This window comes from Pseudoalteromonas sp. bablab_jr010 (assembly GCF_016464105.1).
Lineage (GTDB): Bacteria > Pseudomonadota > Gammaproteobacteria > Enterobacterales > Alteromonadaceae > Pseudoalteromonas > Pseudoalteromonas simplex.
On record NZ_JACDWV010000128.1, the window covers coordinates 1 to 25,879 of the forward strand.

Annotated in this window: 32 protein-coding genes, 1 tRNA gene and 1 other RNA gene; 7 read left to right on the plus strand and 27 right to left on the minus strand. The window is 43.1% G+C overall.

Translation table 11 applies throughout. The annotated features are described in order from the left end of the window. Positions 1 to 172: 172 nt before the first annotated feature. Together rimK and JIG37_RS10950 are read right to left on the minus strand one after the other, a co-directional pair. Positions 173 to 1,078 carry a 30S ribosomal protein S6--L-glutamate ligase gene (gene rimK / locus JIG37_RS10945; protein ID WP_054554209.1) on the minus strand — a complete coding sequence of 302 codons (906 nt, stop codon included), beginning with the start codon at positions 1,076 to 1,078 and terminating at the stop codon, positions 173 to 175. Between the two features lie 58 nt (positions 1,079 to 1,136). Beyond that, positions 1,137 to 1,559 carry an ATP-dependent zinc protease gene (locus JIG37_RS10950; protein WP_054554208.1) on the minus strand — a complete coding sequence of 141 codons (423 nt, stop codon included), beginning with the start codon at positions 1,557 to 1,559 and terminating at the stop codon, positions 1,137 to 1,139. 160 nt (positions 1,560 to 1,719) lie between these two features. Here JIG37_RS10950 and zntB point away from each other — a divergent pair, with 160 nt between their 5' ends. Continuing rightward, positions 1,720 to 2,691, plus strand: a complete 972-nt coding sequence (gene zntB / locus JIG37_RS10955; protein WP_054554207.1) for a zinc transporter ZntB — start codon at positions 1,720 to 1,722, stop codon at positions 2,689 to 2,691. Here zntB and JIG37_RS10960 read toward each other — a convergent pair. After that, positions 2,686 to 2,907, minus strand: a complete 222-nt coding sequence (locus JIG37_RS10960) for a Rho-binding antiterminator (protein WP_138601139.1) — start codon at positions 2,905 to 2,907, stop codon at positions 2,686 to 2,688. The genes zntB and JIG37_RS10960 overlap by 6 nt on opposite strands. Before the next feature lie 62 nt (positions 2,908 to 2,969). After that, a tRNA-Arg gene (locus JIG37_RS10965) sits at positions 2,970 to 3,044 on the minus strand. A gap of 219 nt (positions 3,045 to 3,263) precedes the next feature. On the opposite strand from JIG37_RS10965, the gene JIG37_RS10970 reads away from it, so the two are divergent. Continuing rightward, a complete protein-coding gene (locus JIG37_RS10970) occupies positions 3,264 to 3,446 on the plus strand; it encodes a hypothetical protein (RefSeq protein WP_054554205.1) in 183 nt (60 codons plus the stop codon). Here JIG37_RS10970 and JIG37_RS10975 read toward each other — a convergent pair. The 3 genes from JIG37_RS10975 to JIG37_RS10985 are packed head-to-tail and all read right to left on the minus strand — an operon-like array spanning position 3,443 to position 5,151. Continuing rightward, on the minus strand, positions 3,443 to 4,249 hold the full coding sequence (locus JIG37_RS10975) for a phosphotransferase (protein ID WP_199529364.1): 807 nt from the start codon (positions 4,247 to 4,249) through the stop codon (positions 3,443 to 3,445). The genes JIG37_RS10970 and JIG37_RS10975 overlap by 4 nt on opposite strands. Beyond that, a complete protein-coding gene (pnuC, locus tag JIG37_RS10980) occupies positions 4,250 to 4,873 on the minus strand; it encodes a nicotinamide riboside transporter PnuC (protein ID WP_138601283.1) in 624 nt (207 codons plus the stop codon). Between the two features lie 20 nt (positions 4,874 to 4,893). Next, positions 4,894 to 5,151, minus strand: coding sequence for a YkoF family thiamine/hydroxymethylpyrimidine-binding protein (locus tag JIG37_RS10985; RefSeq protein WP_054563401.1), 258 nt, complete (start codon positions 5,149 to 5,151; stop codon positions 4,894 to 4,896). A gap of 115 nt (positions 5,152 to 5,266) precedes the next feature. Here JIG37_RS10985 and JIG37_RS10990 point away from each other — a divergent pair, with 115 nt between their 5' ends. Then, the gene (locus JIG37_RS10990) at positions 5,267 to 5,506 is read left to right on the plus strand and encodes a DUF2960 domain-containing protein (RefSeq protein ID WP_054554201.1); all 240 of its coding nucleotides are present in this window, start codon (positions 5,267 to 5,269) and stop codon (positions 5,504 to 5,506) included. Positions 5,507 to 5,511: 5 nt separating this feature from the next. Here JIG37_RS10990 and alr read toward each other — a convergent pair whose 3' ends face one another. The 17 genes from alr to radC all read right to left on the minus strand — a co-directional run bounded on the left by alr (position 5,512) and on the right by radC (position 17,072). Continuing rightward, positions 5,512 to 6,591: an alanine racemase gene (gene alr, locus JIG37_RS10995; RefSeq protein WP_199529365.1), complete on the minus strand. Its 1,080-nt coding sequence runs from the start codon at positions 6,589 to 6,591 to the stop codon at positions 5,512 to 5,514. Further along, positions 6,591 to 7,970 carry a replicative DNA helicase gene (gene dnaB, locus JIG37_RS11000; protein WP_199529366.1) on the minus strand — a complete coding sequence of 460 codons (1,380 nt, stop codon included), beginning with the start codon at positions 7,968 to 7,970 and terminating at the stop codon, positions 6,591 to 6,593. Before dnaB ends, alr begins: the two co-directional genes overlap by 1 nt. A 111-nt stretch (positions 7,971 to 8,081) precedes the next feature. Beyond that, positions 8,082 to 9,023 carry a DUF4097 family beta strand repeat-containing protein gene (locus tag JIG37_RS11005; protein WP_199529367.1) on the minus strand — a complete coding sequence of 314 codons (942 nt, stop codon included), beginning with the start codon at positions 9,021 to 9,023 and terminating at the stop codon, positions 8,082 to 8,084. An 11-nt stretch (positions 9,024 to 9,034) separates the two neighbouring features. Further along, a complete protein-coding gene (locus JIG37_RS11010) occupies positions 9,035 to 9,520 on the minus strand; it encodes a hypothetical protein (protein WP_199529368.1) in 486 nt (161 codons plus the stop codon). Then, the gene (locus JIG37_RS11015) at positions 9,507 to 10,058 is read right to left on the minus strand and encodes an RNA polymerase sigma factor (protein ID WP_054554197.1); all 552 of its coding nucleotides are present in this window, start codon (positions 10,056 to 10,058) and stop codon (positions 9,507 to 9,509) included. Before JIG37_RS11015 ends, JIG37_RS11010 begins: the two co-directional genes overlap by 14 nt. Before the next feature lie 142 nt (positions 10,059 to 10,200). Next, positions 10,201 to 11,949, minus strand: a complete 1,749-nt coding sequence (locus JIG37_RS11020) for a PilX N-terminal domain-containing pilus assembly protein (RefSeq protein WP_348535079.1) — start codon at positions 11,947 to 11,949, stop codon at positions 10,201 to 10,203. Continuing rightward, positions 11,942 to 12,466: a prepilin-type N-terminal cleavage/methylation domain-containing protein gene (locus JIG37_RS11025; RefSeq protein ID WP_166339567.1), complete on the minus strand. Its 525-nt coding sequence runs from the start codon at positions 12,464 to 12,466 to the stop codon at positions 11,942 to 11,944. The genes JIG37_RS11020 and JIG37_RS11025 overlap by 8 nt, the downstream gene beginning before the upstream one ends. Further along, positions 12,463 to 12,864 (minus strand): prepilin-type N-terminal cleavage/methylation domain-containing protein, encoded by a 402-nt coding sequence (locus JIG37_RS11030; protein WP_166339569.1) that lies wholly within the window; start codon positions 12,862 to 12,864, stop codon positions 12,463 to 12,465. Before JIG37_RS11030 ends, JIG37_RS11025 begins: the two co-directional genes overlap by 4 nt. Further along, complete coding sequence (locus tag JIG37_RS11035; RefSeq protein ID WP_199529369.1) at positions 12,861 to 13,313, minus strand: GspH/FimT family pseudopilin; 453 nt, start codon at positions 13,311 to 13,313, stop codon at positions 12,861 to 12,863. The genes JIG37_RS11030 and JIG37_RS11035 overlap by 4 nt, the downstream gene beginning before the upstream one ends. Positions 13,314 to 13,318: 5 nt before the next feature. Further along, a complete protein-coding gene (locus JIG37_RS11040; RefSeq protein ID WP_327077894.1) occupies positions 13,319 to 13,750 on the minus strand; it encodes a type IV pilin protein in 432 nt (143 codons plus the stop codon). A gap of 303 nt (positions 13,751 to 14,053) precedes the next feature. Then, complete coding sequence (rplI, locus tag JIG37_RS11045; protein WP_054554192.1) at positions 14,054 to 14,506, minus strand: 50S ribosomal protein L9; 453 nt, start codon at positions 14,504 to 14,506, stop codon at positions 14,054 to 14,056. Between the two features lie 35 nt (positions 14,507 to 14,541). Further along, positions 14,542 to 14,769, minus strand: a complete 228-nt coding sequence (gene rpsR, locus JIG37_RS11050) for a 30S ribosomal protein S18 (RefSeq protein ID WP_002962753.1) — start codon at positions 14,767 to 14,769, stop codon at positions 14,542 to 14,544. 12 nt (positions 14,770 to 14,781) lie between these two features. Next, a complete protein-coding gene (gene priB, locus JIG37_RS11055) occupies positions 14,782 to 15,084 on the minus strand; it encodes a primosomal replication protein N (RefSeq protein ID WP_036973732.1) in 303 nt (100 codons plus the stop codon). A gap of 67 nt (positions 15,085 to 15,151) precedes the next feature. Continuing rightward, a complete protein-coding gene (rpsF, locus tag JIG37_RS11060; protein WP_036973113.1) occupies positions 15,152 to 15,493 on the minus strand; it encodes a 30S ribosomal protein S6 in 342 nt (113 codons plus the stop codon). Between the two features lie 227 nt (positions 15,494 to 15,720). Further along, positions 15,721 to 15,876, minus strand: coding sequence for a 50S ribosomal protein L33 (rpmG, locus tag JIG37_RS11065; protein WP_022946036.1), 156 nt, complete (start codon positions 15,874 to 15,876; stop codon positions 15,721 to 15,723). Between the two features lie 11 nt (positions 15,877 to 15,887). After that, a complete protein-coding gene (rpmB, locus tag JIG37_RS11070; RefSeq protein ID WP_036973115.1) occupies positions 15,888 to 16,124 on the minus strand; it encodes a 50S ribosomal protein L28 in 237 nt (78 codons plus the stop codon). Positions 16,125 to 16,397: 273 nt separating this feature from the next. Next, positions 16,398 to 17,072 carry a DNA repair protein RadC gene (gene radC, locus JIG37_RS11075; protein WP_138601269.1) on the minus strand — a complete coding sequence of 225 codons (675 nt, stop codon included), beginning with the start codon at positions 17,070 to 17,072 and terminating at the stop codon, positions 16,398 to 16,400. Between the two features lie 144 nt (positions 17,073 to 17,216). Between radC and coaBC the strand changes: the two genes are divergently transcribed. Together coaBC and slmA are read left to right on the plus strand one after the other, a co-directional pair. Further along, a complete protein-coding gene (gene coaBC, locus JIG37_RS11080; protein WP_199529370.1) occupies positions 17,217 to 18,410 on the plus strand; it encodes a bifunctional phosphopantothenoylcysteine decarboxylase/phosphopantothenate--cysteine ligase CoaBC in 1,194 nt (397 codons plus the stop codon). Positions 18,411 to 18,522: 112 nt separating this feature from the next. Then, the gene (gene slmA / locus JIG37_RS11085) at positions 18,523 to 19,110 is read left to right on the plus strand and encodes a nucleoid occlusion factor SlmA (RefSeq protein ID WP_054554189.1); all 588 of its coding nucleotides are present in this window, start codon (positions 18,523 to 18,525) and stop codon (positions 19,108 to 19,110) included. Positions 19,111 to 19,152: 42 nt separating this feature from the next. Here slmA and JIG37_RS11090 read toward each other — a convergent pair whose 3' ends face one another. Next, a complete protein-coding gene (locus JIG37_RS11090) occupies positions 19,153 to 19,674 on the minus strand; it encodes a hypothetical protein (protein WP_199529371.1) in 522 nt (173 codons plus the stop codon). A 702-nt stretch (positions 19,675 to 20,376) separates the two neighbouring features. Here JIG37_RS11090 and JIG37_RS11095 point away from each other — a divergent pair. Further along, positions 20,377 to 22,866, plus strand: coding sequence for a TonB-dependent receptor (locus JIG37_RS11095; RefSeq protein WP_199529372.1), 2,490 nt, complete (start codon positions 20,377 to 20,379; stop codon positions 22,864 to 22,866). A 54-nt stretch (positions 22,867 to 22,920) separates the two neighbouring features. Beyond that, positions 22,921 to 24,360, plus strand: a complete 1,440-nt coding sequence (locus JIG37_RS11100) for a CehA/McbA family metallohydrolase (protein WP_199529373.1) — start codon at positions 22,921 to 22,923, stop codon at positions 24,358 to 24,360. A gap of 213 nt (positions 24,361 to 24,573) precedes the next feature. On the opposite strand, the gene rnpB is transcribed toward JIG37_RS11100, so the two are convergent. Then, positions 24,574 to 24,939: RNase P RNA component class A (gene rnpB / locus JIG37_RS11105), an RNA gene on the minus strand. A gap of 42 nt (positions 24,940 to 24,981) precedes the next feature. Beyond that, positions 24,982 to 25,839, minus strand: coding sequence for a 16S rRNA (cytidine(1402)-2'-O)-methyltransferase (gene rsmI / locus JIG37_RS11110; RefSeq protein WP_199529374.1), 858 nt, complete (start codon positions 25,837 to 25,839; stop codon positions 24,982 to 24,984). Positions 25,840 to 25,879: the final 40 nt, after the last annotated feature.

A 25,879-nucleotide genomic window follows, 5' to 3' on the forward strand; every position in this document is an offset into this window, starting at 1 on the left:
AGTGCCTGTGAAGCGCCCAAAGGGTTGGTTTAAAAGCGATTTATACTGCGTTATTGATTTTAACAATAGAACCACTATTACTTGCAATCAATGCCTTGCCTAAATCGCTTTTAATTCCAACTGAAACTCGCATCTTGAGGTGGTTTGGGTATACATAATTATGGGTAAAGGCTTAACCTTTACCACGCGTTGCAGTTCTTTTTGATGCCGCTGTTTTTTCAATAAACTCAACAATCATGCCTGCAATGTCTTTGCCGGTTGCAACTTCAATACCTTCAAGACCAGGTGATGAGTTAACCTCCATTACCAATGGACCACGTGCAGAGCGAAGTAAATCAACACCCGCTACGTTTAAACCCATCGCTTTAGCAGCTGCAACCGCTGTTCTTCTTTCTTCTGGAGTAATACGAACCAATGTCGCACTACCACCTCGGTGTAAATTAGAGCGGAATTCACCTTCTTGCGCTTGACGCTTCATCGCAGCAATTACTTTATCGCCTAATACAAAACAGCGAATGTCCGCACCGCCCGCTTCTTTGATGTACTCTTGCACCATAATATTGGCTTTTAAGCCCATAAACGCTTCAATTACGCTTTCTGCTGCTTTACGTGTTTCAGCTAATACCACACCAATACCTTGGGTACCTTCAAGTAGCTTAATAACCACTGGTGTGCCACCCACCATGCTTAATAAATCTTTTACATCATCAGGTTTACTTGCAAAGCCTGTTACTGGCATACCCACACCTTTACGTGAAAGTAGCTGTAATGAACGTAACTTATCGCGCGAGCGAGTGATCGCCACTGATTCATTGACAGGGAATACCCCCATCATTTCAAACTGACGTAATACCGCACAGCCATAAAAGGTCACTGATGAACCAATACGCGGTACGATAGCGTCAAAATCTTTTAAATTTTCACCGCGGTAATGGATTTCAGGCTGCTCTGAATTGATGTTCATATAACAACGAAGTGCATCAATTACTTTCACTTCGTGACCACGTTGCTCTGCTGCTTCAATTAAGCGACGTGTTGAATATAAATTTTGGTTGCGAGATAAAATACCAAGTTTCATAGTTAAAAACCTTAACTGATAAACTCATACACGTAACAACGTGTGATAAGTCCTTTTCCTATAATAAATGAGATAAAGCCGGATCAACGACTATGCGATTTTCCATTGCTGTACGCCCTAACAACATTCTAAACTTCATTGTTGAACGGTTACTTAAAGTCACCCTTACAGGCCAGCTTTGGGTTCCTGCGACTAATTTTGTTTCAATAAAGTAGCGTAGCTCACGCTGACCGCTTGAACTGGTCACATACTTACGCTCAACTACTTTGGCGCGACACTCTACCGTTGTTTCTACATCGTCTTGTAGAGGATGGGTAGTAAATTTCACCCATGCTTCGCCATTTTCTGAAAATTCCTCAATGTCAAAAGCATGAATACATGAAGTTCTTGCTCCGGTATCAACTTTTGCTTTGATTTTTTCTATTCCCAGTTCAGGCAGGCCAAGCCATTCTCGCCAGCCAACAATAATTTTTGCGCTCATTAATGTGCCCTCTATAAAAAAGTGTCTTATACGCTACAGAGCTAGAAACACCAACGAAATATATTTATCCCCTCGATAAATCGATTTCATTAATATAGTCTTGACTATACTAATGTATATACTCAACTATATCGCACTATTTGTAAAACGAGAGTTCAATATGATCAATGGGTTACTTCATGTCTTAATCTTAGACGAACAAGGCGGTGCACGTGCTATTGAAAATAGTACTGAGCTGCAAAATTGGCAACCCGAACACGGAAAACTTTGGGTGCACATGGACTACAGTCAAGCTGAAGCCGTTGAATGGCTTGAGCAAAGTAATTTATTAACTGATTACGAACTTGAGTCGCTTATTGCCGATGAAACACGCCCGCGTTTAAGTAAAGTCACTAATGGTAATATGCTGTTTTTACGTGGAGTTAACTTAAACCCAGCGCAAAGTCCAGAAGACATGGTCTCGCTACGCTTGTTTATTAACGAAAACATTGTGGTCACAACCCGTAAGCGCCGTTTATTATCGGTGCAAGATATTGTTGAATCGTTCGATGGCAGCAATGGTCCTTGCACAATTTCTGAGTTAGTGTGCCAATTAGCGCAAAACCTAACCTCGCGTATGCAAGCTGTTATCGACAATTTAGATGACACACTCGATGGATTTGAAGATGAAATTGATGAACCAAACAAAGGCTTTGATCATCAATCATTAGCACAAATTCGCCGCCAGACAATCGCGTTAAAACGTTATCTACGGCCACAAAAAGAAGCACTTATTACTTTGTTAAACAACAAGTATAAGTGGTTAGATGAAGACGATAAGGCACGCTTAAACGAAACAACTAATATGTTGATCCGTTACTTAGAAGAGCTAGATAGCTCAATTGAACGCGCGCAAATTATTCAACAAGCAATTACTAGCCAAGTATCTGAGCAACTAAATCAGCGCATGTATGTGATGTCGGTGGTTGCTGCACTGTTTTTACCACTTGGCTTCTTAACAGGCTTATTAGGTGTAAACGTAGGCGGTATTCCGGGCACTGAAAGCCCTTACGCATTTAGCTTGTTTATTATTTTCTTGGTGGTGCTAACCGTTGGGATTGGCATTTACTTTAAAAATAAAAAATGGCTATAGCTCGACAACCTTTTTAATTAAATCAAGGCGGATGGCATGTTCGCCTTTTTTTGTTGCCAAAATCAGGTGCTCGCCATCGGAGTTGAGTATTTTGAGGGTCTCAGCTTTTCCTTCTAACTGCTCACCAGATTCTAAGGTAATGCGTAATAAAGAGTTATGCATGCACCATAATTCATATTTATCGTAGTCGCCACAGGCGATAGGTTGATAAGTCATTAGCTTTTTGAGATTGCTGAAGGAATAAATCGAGCTTAGAAGATATTAAAGTGAAGAGCAAATGGCGCTCTCGGCAGGGATCGAACCTGCAACTTAGCCTCCGGAGGGCCACGTGATATCCATTTCACCACGAGAGCACATTTGTCGTTATCAATACTGACTCGCGATATCAGCATGACAACCCGGCAATGATAATGGCATCTTGCGCTAAATGCTAGCATCAAGGCCTTTATATGCACACAAATTCAGCAATTTGCATTAAAACACTTCACTTTCGTGCAGAACCAAGGTATTAACGTATACTTAATAAAATTAATAACAAGGTGGCAGTATTGCCATGTAAGGGGAATTTGATCATGAGTTTAATGTCTACAGAGCAAGTCGCGGAATTTTTGGGTGTAAAAGTTGAACGCGTAAAGCGCCTTGCTCGCGAACATTTACTGATCTCGAAATCACAAGATGACAAAGGGGAGCCTTTGTTTGAACAAGAAGATGTAAAAAAATATAAAGAACTTGCTGAGCGAATTGGCGGTCTTTAATTTTTAGCTTTTTCTATGAAGTGGTTAAGCTGTGTTAGCAGTGGCGCCACTTTATCCATCGCACCACGTTGTTCATACCAACAAATACATAAAAGTAAAAACAGCGCATGAAATGCCGCGAGCTTTTCAACTGATAAGTAAAACTCGTGATGTTCGCACACTAACGCTTGGTAATGTTTAAGTAACGCCAGTTGCTGCTCATCATTTAACGCAAAGCTCACCACCAGCGCAGCTAAGTCAAAGTAAACATCGTTGCTTTTGGCATATTCAAAGTCGATTAAAAACATACCCGTCTCATTCACAATGATATTTTCTTTCACTAAATCATTATGACAAAAGCCCATGTCTTTAGGTGCACTACCAATATAAGCCAGTGACTGCTTAATTAGCTCTGCGTGTTGCTGGTATCGCGCTGTTTGCTGATAGTAGTTAATTTCATAAGCAATATTCATCGGCTCGGTTAGCACAGGGTAACGGTGTAAATTAACTAAGTCGGGCAATAAGCTACTACAAAATTCACCGCTGGCAATACTACCTGCCACGTATTCGAAAATAGCCGTGTCGGTTGCTTGTTCTAACCAAAGTGGGGCTGGGCAGCAGCTTTGCTTTGCAAAATGCGCTTGCGCTGCAAGACCAATCGCCGGCCAGTGGTCGCGATAGTGCTTAACCAAAAAATCTTGGCTTGCTGTTTTTACTAGGTAGTTATCATTGCTTAACCCCTCAACCAGTGGACTGATTGAGGTGATAACTAAACGTGAGTTGAAGCGCGTAAAAAGCGCGTGAATTTGTTGCTCAGTTTTCATCTATAGCTGTGCAAGCGGCTTAGCCTGATGCTGCTCGTATTCTTCATACCAAGTTTTAAAGCCCCATGCAGCCATAATGGTGTAAAACACGAAAAGTACTAAGGTTGGGTAATACCCTTTTTCAAAGTACAGATACATAGATGCTGCATCAATTACAATCCAGTACAACCAGTTTTCCAGCACCTTCTTGGCAACAAGGTAGGTTGTCACCACCGCAAAACAGGTGGTAAAGCTGTCTAGATAAGCAAAATCAGCGTGAGTGTAATTGGTCATCACAAAACCAATGGCAACTGAGGCCAGTGAGGTGGCAAGCAAAATCACCGCATGGCGCTTTAACGACCATGAAATAATGGGCAGATGATCTTTATTGTCCACGCCCCTGCGCCAAACGACCCAACCATATACCGCCATATACATGTAGTAAAAATTCAGGAGCGACTCCATCAACAGTGCGCCATTCCAGTACATTACGGTATAAATAAAGGTGCTTACAAACGCGGCAGGCCAACACCATAAGCTTTCTTTGATCGCTAACAGCAAATACGCCACGGATAAAGCAACGGCAATATATTCCCAATGCGACATGGCAGTAAAGCCTGAGAAGGTTTCGCTTAAAAATTCCATAACACGCGCTACTGTTGGCTTTAGTCTTCGCTAGGCGACAAGTCACCATGTAAGAATTTACAGACGAAAATAGCTTTACCAAACTCTTCATAAGAACGTTTGATTTCAGTATTAAGTACAGACATCACTAAATCATAGTCACCAAAAATCTGAGTAGATAAGGTGTTGGTGATCACTTTAAGCCCTTCATAACTGTTTACACGGTCAATAAAACCTTTGATAAACGGAATGTAGTCTTGATGTAGTGGGTACTTACTGATCTCTACTGAAAGTTTCATTATGAGTTACCGAGTCTTTAAAAAGTATTGCATTGTAACCCGCTTGTACTAACAAGTCATGGCTATGGTTATTTTTTAGTGTAAAATCAGCCCCGATAAACATTGAGGATTCATTATGGCACGCCGCATCACTTACAAATTTAAAAACCAGCCTCGCGAAATCAATTTTGCAAAAGATAAATACCGCGATATGTACCATGCGATCGCAGCGGCTGAAGGCATTGATTTAACTAATTACTTAAAGATGGAACAACAGGTCGAAATGACTTCAAAAGGCTCTGCGGCGGTACGTAACTTTCGTGACCAAGAATTCGCACGAATGGGTTTCAGTGACGTGTATTTTATTAAAGAGTAACAAAGTTACTCTTGATACTCGTAGCTTACACGTGGGGTGATATTACAGAGTAACTCGTAAGGAATGGTTGTTGCGCACTGGGCAATCTCTTCAACGGGAAGCTCTGGCCCCCACATGATCACCTCATCACCTACTTTGATGTTGTCGCGGTTATCACCAATATCCACCGTAATCATATCCATCGCTACACTGCCAACAATACCGTAGCGTTGTGATTTGATAACCACAGGTGTGCCCTGCTCAGCATGACGTGGATAACCATCCCCATAGCCCATCGCAACCACTGCAAGCTTAGTCGGTTTATCGCTGTGCCAGCGTCCGCCATAGCCAACAAATTGGTTGGCATCGACATCGCGTATCGCGATAACTCGCGTTGTTAAACGCATAACAGGCTCTAATCCGTGCTGTTGCCCTACACCATTAAGCATCGGTGATACGCCATAAAGCATCAAGCCAGGGCGTATCCACTCACCATGGCCTTTTGGCCAAGCAATAATACCAGCAGAGTTTGCAAGGCAATGCTGCTCACTTTTGCCATCTGCCAGTGAATCAAATAAGGCAATTTGCTGAGCGGTCTTTTCATCATTGATGTCATCGGCGCACGAGAAATGGGTCATTAACTTAATGTCATCACGGGCATTCGGGCTTGCTTTTAAGCGACTATAGAAGGACTCAAATTGCGATGGTGCAATACCCAGTCGATGCATCCCCGTATTCACCTTTAACCAGCATGCAATTGGTGCATCAAGGCTTGTTTTTTCAAGCGTTGCGAGCTGATTTTCATCATGAATAATGGTTTGAAAGTTATTGGCAAGCAAGATAGGTAAATCATCTTTATGAAAAAAACCTTCAAGCAATACAATCGGTTTTGTCAGTCCACCTGCACGTAGCGCTAACGCTTCGTCTATTCGCGCAACCGCAAATGCATCCGCATCATTTAAGTATTGAGCAATTTTAACTAAGCCATGGCCATAAGCATTGGCTTTAAGCACCGCCATTACTTTGCAACCAGGCGCAAAGCGCTTCACTTGCGCTAAATTATGAGCAAGTGCTTTTAGGTTGATTTCGGCAATGGCTAAGCGCATTAGTATTCGTCGTCCATAGCTGGACCCGCGTAGTTATCAAAACGCGAGAATTGACCTTGGAAGGTTAAACGTACTTTACCGATTGGACCGTTACGTTGCTTACCTATGATGATTTCGGCCACGCCTTTTTCTGCACTGTCTTCGTTATACACTTCATCACGGTAAATAAACATGATTAAGTCGGCATCCTGCTCGATTGAGCCTGATTCACGTAAGTCGGAGTTGATTGGGCGTTTATCGGCACGTTGCTCTAGGGTACGGTTAAGCTGCGATAGTGCAATAACCGGACACTGCAGCTCTTTTGCCAGTGCCTTTAATGAACGAGAGATTTCAGCGATCTCTAAGGTACGGTTATCCGACAAGCTTGGCACACGCATTAGCTGCAAGTAATCGACCATGATCATACTAATACCGCCATGGTCACGGGCAATACGACGTGCACGTGAACGCACATCTGTTGGTGTTAGGCCCGATGCATCATCAACATACATCTTACCTTTTTCCATCAACAAGCCCATGGTTGACGACAGGCGCGCCCAATCGTCATCATCTAGCTGGCCGGTACGCACCTTAGTTTGGTTAATACGACCTAGCGATGCTAGCATCCTCATCATGATTTGCTCTGAAGGCATCTCTAATGAGTAAATAAGTACAGGCTTGTCTTGGGTCATAGCGGCGTGTTCGGCTAAGTTCATCGCAAAGGTTGTTTTACCCATCGATGGACGTGCCGCCACAATGATAAGGTCAGAAGGCTGCATACCCGCCGTCATTTTATCCAGATCGGTATAGCCGGTACTTACACCCGTCACACCATCTTGTGGCGACTGGTAAAGTTCTTCAATCTTATCAACGGTTTTTTCTAAGATACTGTGTAAGCTTTGTGGACCTTCAGTGCTTTTACTGCGCTGCTCAGCAATTTTGAATACTTTACTTTCAGCAAAGTCGAGCAGGTCATGGCTGGTACGCCCTTCTGGGCTAAAACCCGCTTCTGCAATTTCGTTGGCAACACCAATCATTTCACGAATAACAGCGCGCTCTCGTACGATATTCGCGTAAGCATCAATGTTCGCCGCACTTGGCGTGTTCTTGGCAATTTCAGCAAGGTAAGCAAAGCCACCAACACTACTTAACTGATTGTTTTTCTCTAAGCTCTCAGAAATAGTGATCAAATCGATTGGATCCCCCCCTTCAGCAAGATTCACCATCGCTTCAAAAATTAGCTTATGGGTGCGGGTATAAAAATCCTGTGCAACCACTAACTCAGCAACACGGTCAAACGCTTGATTATCAAGCATTAAACCACCTAAAACAGATTGCTCAGCTTCTATTGAATGGGGAGGGACTTTTAACGTATCGACTTGCTTATCTGGTTTGGCCATAACATCACAAAACTAAAATTGAATAGCTCTATTCTATCGACTTGCAATGGCTCTGCAAATAGTAAAGCGGGAAAACTTCCCGCTTTATTGTAATTGAGTGAACTGTAATCGTTATTTCTGTTTACGAAGTTCAATGCGTCCGCTAATGGTATCCATTTCGATATCAGCATCCCCACCGTTAATACTAAATTCTAAGTCGCTAGATGGGCCGTATTTCGCCTTCATTGCTTTGTCATCGCTTAGCTCATTAACGATTTTGCCGTTAGCATGAGCTTCAATTTCAAACTTTGCCGATACATCAGCTGGGAAGTAAAACTCGGCGTCTCCACTGACTGATTCAAAACGAATATTGGCATCTTCAAGCAGCTTATTGATGTGAACTTCAGCTTCACCGTTAACGGTATTAATACGCAGTTTTTTAATTGCATCAAATGCAAAGTCGATATCACCGTTTACGTTTTCAAGACGCACATCTTGCGCTTTGGTCTTTGACTTAATGTCGCCATTCACCGCGGTAAAGCGTAAAGCACCTTGTGAGTTTTTATCGTTAATTTCACCATTAACGGTTTCAAAGCGAATATCACCGTTTAAGTCGTGGGCATTTACATCGCCATTGACCGTTTCAAAGCTCATGTTGCCGCGAATATCTTGCACTGTGATATCACCGTTGACGGTATCAATCTCTGCGCCCGCTTCAAGCTCTTTAGCACTAACTGTGACATTCACCCCAGCAAATTCAAGCTCACTGCTTTTTGGCATGTAAATGGTTAAACGAGAACCGTCACCACTATTCCAGCCACCTAAGTTACGCGGCATTTTTACGATAAATTCAACACGGCTGCCTTCAACCTCTAAACGATAGCCTTGTGCTTTATCGTCAAGCTCACCTTCGATTTTAAGTTGTGGTTTATCCCACCCTTCAATGCGTACATCACCACGTTGGTTTTCAATAAAAATGCGTTTATTTGCAGGTACATCAATTTGTTCATTAATGGTTTGTCCTGCCATTGCCATCAGTGGCAGTAATCCTAAAGTTAAAGCTAGTAATTTCATAATTGTCACTCCTAAATCGTTTGCCACTTCGGTGCATGCACCTTGTTAATTAAGTCCAGTTGTTGCTGATAAACCTGCGACAGCATTTGTAATAAAGCTGGGTTTTCAGGTTCATTCTCAAGTGCTTGCTTTATGGCACTTTCGGCTTCTTCTAACTCTTTTAGTTGTTGCTGCCAGTTATCGGTTAACGCAGGTTGATTTTGATACTGCACCAACAAGCCTTGCTTTTGCTTAGTAAAATAATCGCTCATTGTCATCATGCTATTTGGCTCACCTTGGCCAACAAAAAGCTGTACGGTCAATAGTGCGGCAATACAACAAGCGGCAACTGCAGCGAGTTTATTCCAGCCATGGTTTGGCTTCTCAGTTTGCTCTGGTTGCCCTGTTGCAATTGCTCGCTCAACACCGGGCCAGAGATCTTTGTCTGGGCTAATATCTTGCTTATGGTTAAGCGAGTCATTTAAAAATTGTTCAAATTCTGGCTTACTCATTTTCATACCACTCTTTTAATAACTGCCTTGCACGGTGAAATTGCGATTTACTTGAACCGACTGCCATATCAAGCATGCTTGCTATCTCTTCATGGCGATAGCCTTCAATTGCATGAAGTACAAACACCATACGTGCTCGCTCAGGTAGTCTCAGTACTAATTTGTCAAGGCCGTTAAAGCCGTCGCAATCTGCTGCGCTTTGCTCATCCATACCGCTTTGTTCAAAACTCACTACTTTTTGAAACCAGCTTTTATGTTTGCGAATGTAGCTAATCGCAATATTGCTAGTAACACTGTGTAACCAAGTCGAAAATTGTGAGCGTCCATCAAAGTTCGCGATTTTGTGCCACAACTGTACAAACACTTCTTGTGTTGCATCTTCGGCGTGCTCTTTGTCTGCAAGCAATCGCAAACATAGGCTATAAACCCGCTTCACATGCAACTCATAAAGTGTTGCATAGGCTGCTTGATCACCGCTTTTTACGCGCTCTATCAAGGCATGCTCACTTTGCTGGGCGAACGCTTGTTCTGCATCTATCAACATCCTGGATGTTGTCCTTTATGATTATTGTTGTGAATTTAGTGTATTAGACGTAAGGAGGGATTCAAAAGGTTTAAATGAAATTAAATTTTTTTGTGTAAGCTACAAATAATTGAGCTTACACAATTTTATTTGGGGATTTGCGTTATTCGGCAGGTGATGCTTCGCTTTCTTCTTCAGTTGTTTCTGCGGTTTTGTAGCTCCAACCTAAAAATACGATACGTGCCGAAGAAGCAGGCGTGCCGCCATTTTGTACTTGTAATAAACCCGCATCATAGTGAGCACCACTGCCCCCTGTTGCGGTAATTGTAGAGCCACGTACACTACCAAACAGCTCACCACTTCCCGATAGCTTCACCGTTGTCAAAGGGGCATAAATAGCCGCATATAAATTCGCAGCACCGCTAAATTGCACGCCATTTACACCATTAAATGATGAGTAGAATGATAACGACGGATGACCACTAGTAGTTAATCCTTCTTGCTCAGTAATGACTTTTGCGCCTGCACCAATATTGACTTTTCCGGTTAATAACACTGTTAAGCTACTGTCTTTTTTGATTGTTAGGCTGGTATCCCCTGCCATCGAAAAGTCACCATCAATCAGTAAAATAACATCACCACCAGAAACTTCCATTTTGCCGTCACTGGTCATTTTGAGTCTATCAAGAGCAAAAATATACTCTTTGCTATTGCTACCATTAGCTTGGTTCTGTGCTTTAGAGTTAAACAAGAAAACATCAGCAAGGCTTGGCATAATAACTTGGCTACCACCGCGACTAAAATAGCCCTTTTCAGTATTAAGCTTAAATTGTTGCGTAGGACCTACAGAAATAGAGCTGTAACTGCTTACTTGGTCTGTGATGCCTGTCATTTTCTCTGGCAAAATTAACGGGTCGCAACTGGTATCTGGATTTGTAGGGTCATAATCAGGTGCAGCTGGATCGGCTACAGTTACCGGTTCAACATTCGGGTTCACGTTAAATTTACGATCACTATAATGCACACCATCTTGCTGGTTATTGCTGGTATCTTTAAAATCGCCTGAACCGCCATACATAATATCCAACGCTTCGCCTTGGCTATTCGTGATGAATGTTGACCACTGCATTTTTGCATCACCATTGGCTCGCACAACCCCCGAAACAGTCCCGCCACGATGGGTATAATAACCACGGGTATAGACATTACCGTCTACACGTAAACCACTGCCAGGAGAGATATAAACACCGGAGTTCGAATGGATATTACCAATAATTGGTGATGAGCCATTTAAGTAAATAACTCCGGTCGCTTTTACATCGCCCTTTATCGGTGAATGACCCGATAGCACTACATCTGAATCACCAGCAATGGTTGAAACATCACCATCATTCGACTTTGTTTCTTCGTAGCTGCCTTTACTCGAATCATAGCTGTCGATACTACCACTGCCCGATAAATCGACTCCCTTACAGCCCACCATCGCATTAGTGAAAACAGAACTACCTTTCGCACCTTGTACTGCAAAACGGGCGACTAAGTTACTTTGCGCGTCACCATCAAATCGTTGCCCCAAGCTTGCAATTTCAAGCTCACCAGCAGCGTTTTGACTTAAACTGGCATTAAAAATGGCATCATCAGCAATAACACCAGAGCCCGATGCGTTACTGGTTTTACTGATCAAATCTTCAACCGCTAATACACCTTCATCATTCAAGGTTTGTTGCAGTAACTTAGCTTGTTCAAACACACCTTTTTCAGCCATTAAGCGGCTGTTTAATTTCTTTTGAAAGTTGCCACTTAAACGTTCTTGAACAACGTTTTCACGTAGCGAACTAAGCACCACTATGCTAGCCATACTGGTCAAGATCAACACTGTAATTAGGGTAAAACCATTTTGCTTGTTATACACTGCCAGCTCCGTATGCTTTGACTAATATTGCATTAGTTAAGGCAATATCAATGTTAATACCATTACCGAACTGAGCTGGTAAATCATTTGGCTTTACAGTGACTGTGACAAGCTCACCGGCGATATCAAATGACAAAGCTTCGATTCCTGTCAGTAATCGCTCTGAGGCAGCACCATCGAGTGAACACATTAAGTTGCTACCATTTAAGCTATATACTTCAACCACCTGCGCAGTTGTCGCAGAGCCATCACAAGCAATCACTCCGCTAGGTTGAGTAATGGTAATCGTGCTTTTATCTGCACTGATGGTCGGTGTTAGTTGTGTCTGCTTTATGCTGCGGGTGAATACTTTACTGGTATAGCGAATCACTTCTTGAGCGTTTTCAAGCTCTTTACTCACCTCAATCGTGCTTTTAATCGCCGAGTAAGACAAGCTCACTCCCGCTAATAAAAAAGCGCCAGCTGCCAATGCCACCATCAGTTCAACTAAGGTAAAACCCTGAACGCGTTTGTTCATGAGCACACCGCCGTTAAATCAGGAAAACTGGCATTTAGACTAATTTGATTTTCTGCATTGTCTGTCATGCGTTTATCAACCCAAGCTACATTAATTTGCATGTCATCACTGTAAGTAGCTGGGATCGTCAGCTGATAATCACTCACTTGTGGCGCGAGCGAAGCTCTAAATGTCGCGTCTTGAAAAAGTGCGGTATTAGTTTTTTGAATTTCACAAATACGCGGCCACAAACGCTCAATGGTGTTTTGCCCTTGAATAAGTGACACAGTGTAATCAAAACTATTGGTTGCATATTGCAGCGATTTTAGCTGCGCTGCCGCCAAGCCTAATAATGCGATGCCAGCGATCACCACTGAAATCATCACTTCTAATAATGAAAAGCCTGCCTGCTTATTCATGCACATCCTCGCTGTGAATTTTCTACTAACCAGTTTTGGCCACTTTTAAGCACACACATCACGTAATCAGTGGTATTTGTGAGCTCATCTTTCACTAAAATTTCAGCTTGTTTATCAACTTCGCCACTGGCACTAATGGCCAATGCGACTAAATTGACGGCAACGCCGCTTTTTGTGACCGAAAATTCTTTTAAAACCGTGTCTACGCCACCCTCGTTGAGGGTCACTTGCCAACTATTATTACTAACAATTAGGTTAATAGGTTTGTCGCGTTTGACCGCTTCACTGCGTGCAAATTTATAAGCACTATTTAATTGATTTGCAGTAGTTACGACGCGATCTTGCAAAATTTGCTGACTAAAAGACGGGAAAGCAAGGGCTGCCATAATGCCAATAACACTCAGCACAACCATTAACTCAATTAAGGTAAACCCTGCAATTCGACGCAATTGTGTTACTCCCAGCAATCACTAAATGAAGCGCTATAACTACCATCATGTTTAACGGTTAAGTCACCACAGCGATCACTCGCTTGCGCCGAACCCGATTTAGGAGCGGCTTTTAAACTGTAGCCACGATTTTTAAAATCGCTTACAGCACCTGATACTTTATCTGTTGCTGTGTAAGTAAGGTTGTAATAGTCAGTATTTTGAGTTGCAAATGCATTGGGGTAGCCGCCATTTCGTGAATAAATTCGTTCAAGACTGGCGCTGTATTGCAGTAACTCTTGTTGAATATCTGCACGGCGACTACGTTGCATGTGCTCAGTGTAAGCTGGCAGTGCTACGCTATACAGAATCCCTAAAATAGCGATCACGATAAGAATTTCAACTAGTGTAAAGCCTGTTTGTTTGCCCATTCCATGTGATACTAATGCACTTCTCAACCTTAACCCCTTAATACTTTTTAACCAGCACAATATAAATGACAGCGTTGTCAGTGTCAATTTTAACCAATTCACTTTTACTCATTCGATTATACTAATAAGAACAAAGAAATTAAGAAAAAAGAACGTATGTTCTTAAAATAGGTAATAATATGGGATTAGTATTTGTATGTTTAAAATATAGAAACCAATACTATTGGATGGCAACTGAAGAAGCAATAGCGGTACAAAATGCTACAATTTATAAATTTCAGGCACAAAAAAGCCGCACCTAAGTGCGGCTTTTTTTACTTAATATTGCTATTAAGCTTCAGCGATAACGATTACTTTGATAGTAGCCGATACGTCTGAGTGTACTGCGATTGCTACGTCAAATTCGCCAGTCTCACGGATAGTACCTAGAGGTAAACGAACTTCTGATTTAGCAACTTCAACGCCAACAGCTGAAATAGCTTCAGCGATGTCGCGAGTACCGATAGAACCGAATAACTTGCCTTCGTCACCAGCTTTAGAAACTAGTGTAACTTCAGCTAATGCTTCTAACTTGTCAGCGCGAGCTTGAGCAGCAGCTAGATCTTCAGCGATCTTAGCTTCTAAATCAGCACGACGTGCTTCGAAAGTTTCGATGTTAGCTTTAGTTGCAGGAACTGCCTTACCTTGTGGGAAAAGGAAGTTACGTGCGAAGCCAGATTTAACTACAACCTGGTCACCTAGGCCACCTAGGTTTGCGATCTTGTCTAGTAGAATAACTTGCATGTCTCTACACCTTTTAAAAACTGTTAATCCGCTGCTTACTTATGTAAGTCAGTGTATGGAAGAAGGGCTAAGTAGCGAGCACGCTTGATAGCAGTTGCTAGCTGACGCTGATATTTAGCGCTAGTACCTGTGATACGGCTAGGTACGATTTTGCCACTTTCTGTAACATAGTTTCTAAGAGTAGCTAGATCTTTATAATCGATTTGTTGTACGCCTTCCGCTTTGAAGCGGCAGAACTTACGACGTCTGAAATAACGTGCCATGAGTAAAATTCCTCAAAAAATTCTTTCTATATGTTGAGCATGCAAGACCAATTGGCTTAAGCCGTTTCGGCCTTCGTGACGGTTTAAAAACCCCGTCACTTGCACTTGTTGCCCAACGTGCAATTGTTGAGTTTGTTGTTGCATTGGCGTGCCGCTGGCAACAACTTGAAGCCTGACATAACTATTACGGTTAAGGTCTGCTTCAACTTGCATCGATTTATGTTCAAGAACAAAAATACAATGCGGTATACCAGCAGGGCTTTGACTATATTTAGGTGTTTTACAAACAACCCCAGATAGTGTCAGCTGATTCATATAAGGATTAAGCGGTTGGCTCATCTTTTTGTCTCAACTGCAAGCGCCATGCTTGAACTCAAAACGATTAAGCAGCTGGTGCTTCTTTCTTCTCTTCTTTCGCAAGAGGAGATGCTTCAGTTACAGCGTCTTTAGTACGCATAACTAAGTTACGAAGCACTGCATCGTTGTAGCGGAAAGTAGTTTCTAGCTCGCTGATTACTTCAGTAGGTGCTTCAACGTTCATAAGAACATAATGAGCTTTGTGAAGCTTGTCGATTGGGTAAGCCAATTGACGACGGCCCCAGTCTTCAAGACGGTGGATAGTACCACCAGCTTCAGTGATAGAACCAGTATAACGTTCGATCATACCAGGTACTTGCTCACTCTGATCAGGGTGAACCATGAATACGATTTCGTAATGACGCATGGATATTCCTTACGGTTAATAGAGCCTTCTACCGTTTCGGCCAGTCGGTTTAAGGCAAGGAATTAAATTTAATAAGCCGAAATGAGCGCGCATTTTACGCTTAGATTGATAATTAAGCAAGATAAAACAGCAAGCCAAGCTAGATTATTGTGCCCTATTAAGATTTTCTAAACGCTAAAAACAAAAAACCCAGCCGAGGCTGGGTTTTTGAATTCTGAAAACTAAAATTACTTGATTTTAGCTTCTTTGAAAATCACGTGTTTACGAGCTTTAGGATCGTATTTTTTGATTTCCATTTTTTCAGGCATGTTACGCTTGTTCTTGTCGGTAGTGTAGAAAAAACCAGTACCAGCAGTTGAAACTAAACGGATCTTATCGCGCATGATTCAGTTCCTTAAACTTTTTCGCCACGAGCACGGATTTCTGTAAGAACCGCGTCGATGCCTTTTTTATCGATAATACGCATACCTTTAGTAGTAGTGCGTAGTGTTACAAAACGTTTTTCACTTTCAACCCAAAAACGGTGAGTTTGTAGGTTAGGTAGGAAACGACGTTTAGTCGCGTTTCTCGCGTGTGAACGGTGGTTACCAACCGCTGGACGCTTACCTGTAACTTGACATACTTTAGACATGTCTATATATCTCCAATAACTTCGCTCGAGCTTAATTTTCCCTTAGGCCAGTATTTGTGCCCCGGGATAAATCGAAGGGCGCTCTTTATACAGCTTATACAGGCAAAGATCAAGTAACAGATCTTATCCAATCAGCTCATGTGTAAATTTGATAGCGGCTAATTATAAAGATCGAATGCCCTTAGGGAAAGTAAAAACTGCATTTAAATTAAACTAATTTCTAAAATCGCCCTAAACTGCTCATTTTTAACACACTCTCTAATACAGTTGGCTCTATATAAGCCCTCTTTCAGCAAACGAAACACAATTTTCACCACCCACTATGATGTGATCCAGCACATTTATATCGACTAAGGCTAAAGCTTGCTGCAATTTAGTGGTGATCAATTTATCGGCCTGACTAGGCTCAGCCACCCCACTTGGGTGGTTATGAGCAAGTATTAGTGCCGCCGCATTATTACGCAGCGCTGCTTTAACCACTTCACGGGGGTACACAGACGCGGCATTAATAGTGCCGTAAAAAAGTACTTCGTCTTTAATCAACTGGTTTTGACTATCTAAGTACAGCACCATAAATACTTCCTGCTGTAAGCCACGTAACTGAATAGTTAAATAGTCATACACGGCTTGTGGCGAAGTAAATAACGCCTCGCGCTTACATTGCTCAAGCATATAGCGCCGGCTTAATTCAAGCACTGCTTGAAGCTGCACATACTTAGCAGCCCCTAAACCCTTTTGAGCGCAAAACTCTTGTTCAGATGCATTAAATAAGTCATGCAGCGTACTATTAATATCGAGCAGATGCTCAGCCAGTTCAATGGCATTCATGCCCGGCACACCGGTTCGTAGGAATATTGCTAATAACTCTGCATCAGAGAGTGCTTTGGCACCTTGGGCAAGTAACTTCTCCCGCGGCCTTGCTGATAAAGGTAAATCGGTTAATGGCATTGCTTCATCCTTAAAACAACTATTCCATATATTAAACTGTACTATAAAATTTAGTTTTTTCCTGTCTGTAGAAAAGAAAACTTCATGCTATCGGTAAAGATTTGCTATCGTTAGCCCATATCGACAAAGGTTAAATTTCACGTAATGACAAAATCAGTAAATAAAAAAATCCTGTTAGGTATGAGTGGTGGTATTGCAGCCTATAAATGCGCAGAACTTGTTCGCCGTTTAAAAGATCAAGGCTGTGAAGTAAAAGTCGTCATGACCGACTCAGCCAAACACTTTATTACTCCTTTGACTATGCAAGCGGTAAGCGGTGAGATTGTTTCTGATTCATTACTCGACCCAGCAGCAGAAGCCGCAATGGGTCATATCGAATTTGCCAAATGGGCAGACCTTATTTTAGTCGCCCCTGCAACCAGTAATATTTTAGCGAAAATGGCCATGGGTATTGCAGATGACTTACTGACGACCCTACTACTGGCTACCCCTGCAAAAGTGGCGGTTGCACCTGCCATGAACCAACAAATGTATGCCCACCCTGCTACACAAGCAAACCTTGCCACACTTAATGAGCGTGGCGTGGCTATTTGGGGCCCAGGTAAAGGCGAGCAAGCCTGTGGTGATGTAGGCGCAGGACGCATGTTAGAGCCTCATGAGTTAGTCGCGCTTTGTACACAACCTGAAGTAGAGCCATTACTTGCAGGCAAAACCATCACGATTACTGCAGGACCAACCCGAGAAGCCCTCGACCCGGTTCGTTATATCTCTAACCACAGCTCAGGCAAAATGGGTTATGCCCTTGCAGAAGCTGCACTTGCGCTAGGTGCAAAGGTAAATCTGATTTCAGGCCCCGTAACAATTAAAGCACCTGCTAATGCCCTGCTTACTAATATAGAAAGTGCTGAGCAATTACTTACCGCCTCAATGGAACTGGCCGCGCAATCGGATGCTTTTATCGGCTGTGCAGCAGTGGCTGATTACCGTGCAGCTGCAATTCATGAGCAAAAGATGAAAAAGCAAGGCGATGAACTAACCCTTACTTTAGTTAAGAACCCAGATGTCATCGCTAATGTCGCAGCACTTAGCGAAAACCGCCCTTATACCGTTGGCTTTGCGGCAGAAACTCAAGATGTTGCAAGCTATGCAAAAGGTAAGTTAAAGAACAAAAATCTCGATATGATCTGCGCAAATGACGTATCAAAAGAAGGCCTTGGCTTTAATTCTGATCATAATGCTTTAACACTCTTCTGGCACAATGAGCAGCTAGATTTAGCAATGGGAAGTAAAAAAGATTTAGCCATGAGCGTAATGACTGAGCTTGCCAAGCGTTTGTAAAAATGCTGGAAAGAAACTGAATAAAACATTAACATAAGCCACTCATTTGCACAAAAAATGGCTTGTCTGACTCCCAACAGCGCAAGTAATAAATTATAAGAAAGGAATGGTCATGCCTGCGACAAAAAGAAGTAATCGCAAAGAGCAGATTCTGCAAGCACTCGCACAAATGTTAGAAACCAGCCCAGGTCAACGTATCACCACCGCAAAACTCGCGGCTGAGGTCGGTGTGTCTGAAGCTGCGTTATATCGTCATTTTCCGAGTAAAGCACGGATGTTTGAGGGCCTAATCGAGTTTATTGAAGATACCCTGTTATCACGCATTAACCTCATTTTAGAAAATGAGAAAGAAAGCCAAACACGTGTCTACAATATTTTGCTGTTATTGTTAGCCTTCGCCGAGAAAAACCCGGGCATTACCCGCATTTTGACCGGTGATGCCTTACAAGGTGAACAAGAGCGTTTACGTGAACGTGTACAAGGCTTATTTGAAAAGCTAGAAACTCAGTTCAAGCAAGTGCTACGCGAGCGCAAACTGCGCGAAGGTAAAGCATTCCAGTCAGACGAAAGCACCCTAGCCAACTTCTTACTCGCCTATGTAGAAGGTAAGATGAACCAATTCGTGCGCAGCGACTTTAAAGCAAAACCCAGTGCACAATTTGAAAAGCAGTGGCCAGAGTTACAAAAGATTTGGTTGTAGTTCAAGCTTTATTAGCTGGTAGTTTAACTACCAGCTTAATACCTACCTTATATACACTTGATTTGAAAAGTATTTCTTTTTTGAGTTAGTTAATTGAATTTCGGCCTGGTTACCAACAAGCTGCAATAGTAAGCCCTGAGCAATTTCCCTTTCACCCAATTTCGATTTCACAACAACTTCTTTTCCTATTGCTCCTTGCAACCTCGGTTTAGGGAAACTCGCTTTAGTAACTGGTTTTAGCCCTTCATTTTCAAAAAACAAATTTAGACAATGCTGCTTAGCGGCACTGATCCAGTCATCATGGGATTTAACAATATCAACGTTATTTAAAAAGTGTATCAACGCACTATTTCGACTACTAAATTCACTCGAAACATCGGCCATATTTTTAACTTGCGCCCATTTACGAATAACAACGTACTTGCCTTGCGTGAGCCTCGCTAAACTCGTCGATGCGCCCGTCATCCGGCTATACCATTCGATTCTATAACAAGAAGAACCCAAGCTATGAAGTAGAATAGTCGTATTGCCAAATTCCTTAGTACTACCCTCAATAACACTCACTTTCAATCCTTTAAGCAAAAGTAAATCAGACTTAAAGGATATGAAGAACAAGCCGTTATGATAATGAGTGACTTTCTTAGTAAGCCTAAGAAATATTCCTAGATTGCAGAGAATGGTTAAACAACTTAAAGGGGCAATCGAGATTAAAGAGCAAAGAATGATGATTCATTTTGAATATTGAGCGGAGTGGGTTTTCTTTTAAGAAGCAAAAGCCCCGCATCGCTACGAGGCTTCTAATGTTATTTGGCAAGTTAGCCAATAAGTAAACTGAATAACTTAATAAATAAAAATAATTTACTATGCTTATGAACTCGCAGTATCTTTTTTCACAATATCAACATCTCCAGGCTTATAAATATTGTCACGAGTTGAAACTCTTTTAAGTAACCCGTACCTTTTTACACCTCTAACCCCACTACAGTGCATAGTTCATATTTGTTAATAACCAATATAAAATAGCCTCTCAACACTCATATTTTCAGGGCCGATTTCTCCGAAAAGCGTACTATGAATGCCTTATTTTAAAAGCGAAAAAGAGGGTTAAACAGAAGTAAAAACAGCTTACAAGAAAATTTAAAAACCATTAAAATCAAACATATGGGACTAAAGTCCCATACTCGAAATTTTAATTTTGCTGTAACCAAACTGACATTTTTTTTCCTTACCTTAGCCGCTCCTTTTCGCTTTAGAAGTAGTAGTAAAATGAAGTCGTTTTTCAAAGTTAGTTATTTAGCAGCTGTCGTTTCAAGTTGTTGCATTGCAAGTTTGCCTGTTTTAGCAAATCAAGATGAGGCCATCGAAAAGAGTGATATCGAACAGATTGTAGTCACTGGTCGTGCTGGCGCAGGCTTTTTACGCAAATCAGAAACCAGCTACGCCATTTCTACCCTAAGTGATGAAGATCTTGTCACTGATAACCCCCTCAGTGTGGCGGACGTGCTAAAAACAGTGCCAGGCTTTTGGGTTGAATCTTCGGGCGGTGAAGCGGGCAACAACATCCGCGCGCGTGGTATTCCGCGTGATGGTTATTCGTCAGTGTCTTTGCAGGAAAATGGCCTTGCCATTCAGCACGATGGCGGCCTTGGTTACCTAAATGCCGATCAATCGTTTCGCCTTGATGAAACCATCGAACGCGTAGAAGTGGTTCGCGGTGGTCCTTCGCCAATTTTTGCCTCCAATGCACCGGGCGGCATGGTGAACTTTATCACGCGTAAAGCATACGATTACGACAGCGCGGTAATGAAATTTGAACTAGGTGACTACAACCACTACCGCTTTGACGGCTACTACGGCAAAGCGCTAAAAAACGATATGTTTGTATCAGTTGGTGGCTTTTATCGTCAAAATGATGGTGTTCGCGACCCAGGATTTACCTCTAACCAAGGCGGTCAACTCCGCATCAGCGCGGGTAAGCGCTTTGATAATGGTGAGGTTTTTGTCGACTACAAACACCTTAATGACAAAGTAGCCTTCTTGCTGCCTATTCCACTTAGCTATGATGCCAACGGTGACATCACTGATGCACCTGGGTTTGATGCAAACTACGGTACCATGATGGGCCCTGAAGTAGCGCATAATGTGTATCGTAACTTGGGCGACGGTTATGATTTTGATCTAACGGATGGCACACACACTGAGCTCAATCAGTTCACCGTTAAGGCGGACTTCACGCTAGATAATGGCTGGCAATTAGCAAACAACTTCCGTTATCGCCAAAGTGATACTCTGCGTAATGGCCTTTTCCCGACGGGCGGCATTACAAGTGCTCAGCAACGTATTGATGACTTATCAGCTCAGTATGGTTCTATGCTTCCCCAAAACAGCCATGTTGAATTAGCGTTTACCAATCACCCTAATGAAGTGTTTAATGTGCAAAATAACCAAGGTAATGGGCAAGTGCTCAATGGTAACTTGTTATCTGTGTTTGTGCCTTTGGATGAAGTGATTAACGATCTGCGTTTTTCTAAGCAATTCACAATTGGCGATCAGCAACACGACATTTCATTTGGTGCATATGTTGCCACTTATGACTATGAATTTGTGCGCTATATGGCCACGGCTATGTTTGAAGTTGCAGAGCAAGCCCGCTTAGTGGATGCCGTAGTTGTTAATGACGCGGGAGAGCAAGTAGGCAGTATTACAGAAAACGGTATTCTGCGTTATGGTTCGCTTTACAACAACGTAGATGCGGGGGCAGACATTTACGCATTTTATGCTGCCGATGAGTGGCAAATTACGCCACAACTACGCCTAGACTTAGGCGGCCGCTATGAAGTATCAGAATTATCCGGCACGGTAGAAGGCACCGAAGTGGTTGACCTTGAAGCATCAGATACCTTTGCGGATGATAACTTTATTACCGGCAATGGCGAGTTTAAACACATTGACCGTGAATACAAAGAGTTCGCATGGACAGCCGGTATTAACTACCAACTTTCTGATGAGTTGGGCTATTTCGCCCGCTACACGGATAGCTTCAGAGCGCCCAATGCGTCTGACTTCAACGGCAACCCAGATAGAGACGATCTCAAGGTTGAGCCAATCACCATGTTTGAAGCAGGTGTAAAGTACGCGGCAGATGATTTTAGTGTATATGCAACACCGTTTTACACTCACTTTGAGAATATGCGCTTCACTGACTATATTTTTGATACCACAACCAACAGTTACCGCGACCAAACGGCGTATGGCGACACCAAAACATACGGTGTTGAATTAGAGTCGTTCTGGCAAGCGTCAGAGCTATTAGACTTTGCCCTCACGGGTACATGGCAAGCAGCTGAGTATGAAAATTTTAACTTCACCAATCAGCAAGGTGAAGCAGTAGACTTCGGTGGCAACCAGTTAATCCGTGTTCCTGAGCTAAGCTATCGCGGTACGGTGGGGATTAATTTACTGGATGGTCGCTTTAGAACCGAGTTAGTGGCTGAATACTATGGTGATCGCTATGGTGATGTAGCTAACACAGTGAACCTACCAAGCTACCACGTGTTTAACCTTAGCGCCCGTTACGACATCAATGATGAATTTGTCGCGTATTTCAACGTGCAAAACATTAATAATGAAATCGGCTTAACCGAGGGCAACCCGCGCGGTGGGCAGTTTATTGGCGAAAGTAACGCCGACGACTACTTTCTAGCACGACCAATCTTAGGTCGCACTATCAGTGCATCATTGCGCTACAGCTTCTAACCCTTAGTAGTCCTTTTTTAAAGAGCTCGAAAGGGCTCTTTTTTTGGAGAACATATGCGTATTTATCTATTGGCATTTGCCCTGTTTCACATCCTTGTTGCACAGGCTGCTGCGCACCCAGCCGAGCCTGATCAGGTTATTTCCGACAGCATTGACGGCAGCGCCCATCAAAGCTACCAATATGTTGATTTTGAAGTACCGAGCAACACCCAAGAGTTGGTGATTGAATTTGCGTATAACCGCGATAACCGCACTGTTATCGACTTAGGGTTAAACGACCCAAACGGGTTTATTGGTTGGAGTGGCGGCAGTAAAAACCGCATCGTTATTTCACGCACTTATGCCAGCCCAGGCTATTTACCCACACAGGTTAAACAAGGCAAATGGCAGCTCATTCTAGGTGTGCCTAATATTCGCAAAGAGTCTGTAAGTGACTACCGTATCGAGCTTTATTACAACCAAGTCGCCACCGCGTTTAAAAGCACAACACTTAACAGTAAAGCACGTTGGTATCGCGGAGACTTACACGCCCACTCAGCGCACAGCGACGGCCATTGCCCGTCCAATCAACAACAAAAAGTGGGTTGCCCGCTAATTTGGTCAGTACAAAACGCGGCGCAAAAAGGGCTCGATTTTATCGCCATGAGCGAGCACAACACATTGTCTCAACATAACGAGTTGTTCGAACTGCAACCCTTTTTTGATTCAATGTTACTCATGCCAGCGCGAGAAATTACTACATTTTATGGCCATGCCAATGTGTTTGGCGTGACCAAGCACCTGCCCTTCACTGTCACTGATGGTGATGTCTCGCATTTGCAACAGCAAGTCATTAACAACCATGGAATTTTATCCATCAACCATCCTGCACTACCTTCTGGAGAGGCCTGTATGGGCTGTGGCTGGATAGCAAACACCGACTATACCCAAGTGCATGCCGTTGAAGTGCTGAACGGCTCAGTGCGAAAAAACCACCAAGATGCCTTTAATGCTCGCACCTTTTGGCATAACTTGCTGAACCAAGGCTATAAAATCGCCGCGGTAGCAGGTAGCGATAATCACAATGGCCACAGCCATGAGCTGGGTGATGGCGATATTGGCAGCCCAACAACAGTGATTTACGCCAAGAACTTAAGCACACCCGCGTTACTCGATGGCATCAAGGCAGGCAAAACCTTTGTCAGCACCCAAGTAAGCGACACCCGCATTCCTAATCTCACCGCTCGCATCGGCGAGCAAGATTTTGAGATAGGTGATACTGCACAGGTGTCTCCCAAAGCTATGAGCGCAGCTATGCTGACTTTAACGTTACCAAGCAGCAAGGCAGAGAAAGTCATTTTTTATAGCAACAACGACACGCAGACGTTATACCTAAAGGCAGATAAAGCAGTAGTAACGCTTAATACTGAAAACTTAAAATGGGCCAACGCTGAGGTCTACAACCACAACGATGAACTGCTGTTTATCACCAGCCCGATTTATTTTGTAAGGTAAAAGACCAATATCCACATAATCCGTTGTTTTGTATGAGCGGAGTGAGTTTTCTTAATTCTGTGTCCATGCAGTAAGCAAAAAGCCCCGCATCGCCGCGAGGCTTTTTATATGATTTGATGAGTCAGCCAGTAAGCCGCTGTTTTGTATCCGCGGAGTGGGTTTTCTTTTAGAAAGCAAAAAGCCCGTAGCATTCACTACGGGCTTTAATATGATTTGGTGAGTCAGCCAATAAGCCGGGTTCTGTCGTGGATAATCATTCGTCTAGGCCATAAATTGCTCTATGGCTCAAGCAACCTACCCGGTTCTCACGTGGGCCACGCGTTCATTATTTAAAATGATAGAACCCTATTTGGTCTTGCTCCGGGTGGAGTTTACCTTGCAACCAACTGTTACCAGTGGCCCGGTGCGCTCTTACCGCACCCTTTCACCCTTACCAACCGAAGTTGGCGGTCTCCTCTCTGCTGCACTTGTCGTAGGCTCGCGCCCCCCAGCCGTTAGCTGGCACCCTGCCCTGTGGAGCCCGGACTTTCCTCCCCCTGCGCATTTTCGTTGCAGGCAGCGATTATCTTGGCTGACTCGGCGCGCAGTATACCTGAGCGCGCACGTCTATGCAGTAAAGAATTAGCCTTTTTCGTCAATAATTGCTTTATAAAGTGCGTTTTTCTTCAAACCAAAATACTCAGCCACAACACCACAGGCTTTTTTCAGTGGCATTTCGGCTTCGAGTAAACCTAGCATGCGGCGCGCATCTTCTGGAATATCGTCACTTTGCTTCGCTTTACCCGGTAACATTAATACGATTTCACCGCGCTGCTTAGTTGGGTCATCCGTTAAAAACTGTTTTAGTTCAGCAACCGTGCCATTGAAAAAGGTTTCGAAGGTTTTGGTAAGTTCTTTCGCAAACACCACTGGCTGCTCTGAACCGAGAGCTGCTTCTAAATCATCAAGGCTCGCCATGATACGGTGGGTGCTTTCATACATAATGCTAGTAATGCCTGAGTTTACCGCTTCAATGAAAAAGGTCTGCCTTGCTTTACTCTTTGCAGGTGTAAAACCAATAAACTGAAAACGATCTGTTGGTAAACCAGAACAACACACCGCGGTAATTGCAGCACATGCCCCCGGCACCGGCGTGACATGCGCGCCTTGTTCACGGCATAAATTAACCACCGCATAACCTGGGTCGCTAATAAGTGGCGTGCCGGCGTCAGATACCAGCGCAATATTCATTCCTTGCTCTAACCAATCTACAATTTGTTGCGCTTTTTGTTTCTCGTTATGGTCATGTAAAGCAAAGGTTTTTGCTTTGATATTAAAATGGCTTAACAACTTTCCTGTGTGACGAGTATCTTCAGCGGCTATTAAGTCAACCTCAGATAGGGTTTGGATGGCACGCTGGCTGATGTCATCAAAGTTACCAATAGGCGTGGCAACAATGTAAAGAGTGCCGATTTTATCTGAATTGTCCTCATTTAACATTGAGGTCTCCTGCGTCAGTCAGTAATATAAGCAAATCGCG

Bases quoted from the DNA above. Each gene is read 5' to 3' on its own strand.
- rpsF (WP_036973113.1), bottom strand. From the start codon at position 15,493: ATGCGTCATTACGAAATCGTATTCATGGTTCACCCTGATCAGAGTGAG.
- rpsR (WP_002962753.1), bottom strand. From the start codon at position 14,769: ATGGCACGTTATTTCAGACGTCGTAAGTTCTGCCGCTTCAAAGCGGAA.
- JIG37_RS11095 (WP_199529372.1), top strand. From the start codon at position 20,377: ATGAAGTCGTTTTTCAAAGTTAGTTATTTAGCAGCTGTCGTTTCAAGT.
- JIG37_RS10960 (WP_138601139.1), bottom strand. From the start codon at position 2,907: ATGACTTATCAACCTATCGCCTGTGGCGACTACGATAAATATGAATTA.
- pnuC (WP_138601283.1), bottom strand. From the start codon at position 4,873: ATGGAATTTTTAAGCGAAACCTTCTCAGGCTTTACTGCCATGTCGCAT.
- JIG37_RS11100 (WP_199529373.1), top strand. From the start codon at position 22,921: ATGCGTATTTATCTATTGGCATTTGCCCTGTTTCACATCCTTGTTGCA.
- rplI (WP_054554192.1), bottom strand. From the start codon at position 14,506: ATGCAAGTTATTCTACTAGACAAGATCGCAAACCTAGGTGGCCTAGGT.
- JIG37_RS11025 (WP_166339567.1), bottom strand. From the start codon at position 12,466: ATGAACAAACGCGTTCAGGGTTTTACCTTAGTTGAACTGATGGTGGCA.
- dnaB (WP_199529366.1), bottom strand. From the start codon at position 7,970: ATGGCCAAACCAGATAAGCAAGTCGATACGTTAAAAGTCCCTCCCCAT.
- radC (WP_138601269.1), bottom strand. From the start codon at position 17,072: ATGCCATTAACCGATTTACCTTTATCAGCAAGGCCGCGGGAGAAGTTA.
- coaBC (WP_199529370.1), top strand. From the start codon at position 17,217: ATGACAAAATCAGTAAATAAAAAAATCCTGTTAGGTATGAGTGGTGGT.
- JIG37_RS10975 (WP_199529364.1), bottom strand. From the start codon at position 4,249: ATGAAAACTGAGCAACAAATTCACGCGCTTTTTACGCGCTTCAACTCA.
- rimK (WP_054554209.1), bottom strand. From the start codon at position 1,078: ATGAAACTTGGTATTTTATCTCGCAACCAAAATTTATATTCAACACGT.
- slmA (WP_054554189.1), top strand. From the start codon at position 18,523: ATGCCTGCGACAAAAAGAAGTAATCGCAAAGAGCAGATTCTGCAAGCA.
- zntB (WP_054554207.1), top strand. From the start codon at position 1,720: ATGATCAATGGGTTACTTCATGTCTTAATCTTAGACGAACAAGGCGGT.
- JIG37_RS10970 (WP_054554205.1), top strand. From the start codon at position 3,264: ATGAGTTTAATGTCTACAGAGCAAGTCGCGGAATTTTTGGGTGTAAAA.
- rpmB (WP_036973115.1), bottom strand. From the start codon at position 16,124: ATGTCTAAAGTATGTCAAGTTACAGGTAAGCGTCCAGCGGTTGGTAAC.
- JIG37_RS11015 (WP_054554197.1), bottom strand. From the start codon at position 10,058: ATGTTGATAGATGCAGAACAAGCGTTCGCCCAGCAAAGTGAGCATGCC.
- JIG37_RS10985 (WP_054563401.1), bottom strand. From the start codon at position 5,151: ATGAAACTTTCAGTAGAGATCAGTAAGTACCCACTACATCAAGACTAC.
- JIG37_RS10950 (WP_054554208.1), bottom strand. From the start codon at position 1,559: ATGAGCGCAAAAATTATTGTTGGCTGGCGAGAATGGCTTGGCCTGCCT.
- rpmG (WP_022946036.1), bottom strand. From the start codon at position 15,876: ATGCGCGATAAGATCCGTTTAGTTTCAACTGCTGGTACTGGTTTTTTC.
- JIG37_RS11005 (WP_199529367.1), bottom strand. From the start codon at position 9,023: ATGAAATTACTAGCTTTAACTTTAGGATTACTGCCACTGATGGCAATG.
- priB (WP_036973732.1), bottom strand. From the start codon at position 15,084: ATGAATCAGCTGACACTATCTGGGGTTGTTTGTAAAACACCTAAATAT.
- alr (WP_199529365.1), bottom strand. From the start codon at position 6,591: ATGCGCTTAGCCATTGCCGAAATCAACCTAAAAGCACTTGCTCATAAT.
- rsmI (WP_199529374.1), bottom strand. From the start codon at position 25,839: ATGTTAAATGAGGACAATTCAGATAAAATCGGCACTCTTTACATTGTT.
- JIG37_RS11010 (WP_199529368.1), bottom strand. From the start codon at position 9,520: ATGAAAATGAGTAAGCCAGAATTTGAACAATTTTTAAATGACTCGCTT.
- JIG37_RS10990 (WP_054554201.1), top strand. From the start codon at position 5,267: ATGGCACGCCGCATCACTTACAAATTTAAAAACCAGCCTCGCGAAATC.
- JIG37_RS11030 (WP_166339569.1), bottom strand. From the start codon at position 12,864: ATGAATAAGCAGGCAGGCTTTTCATTATTAGAAGTGATGATTTCAGTG.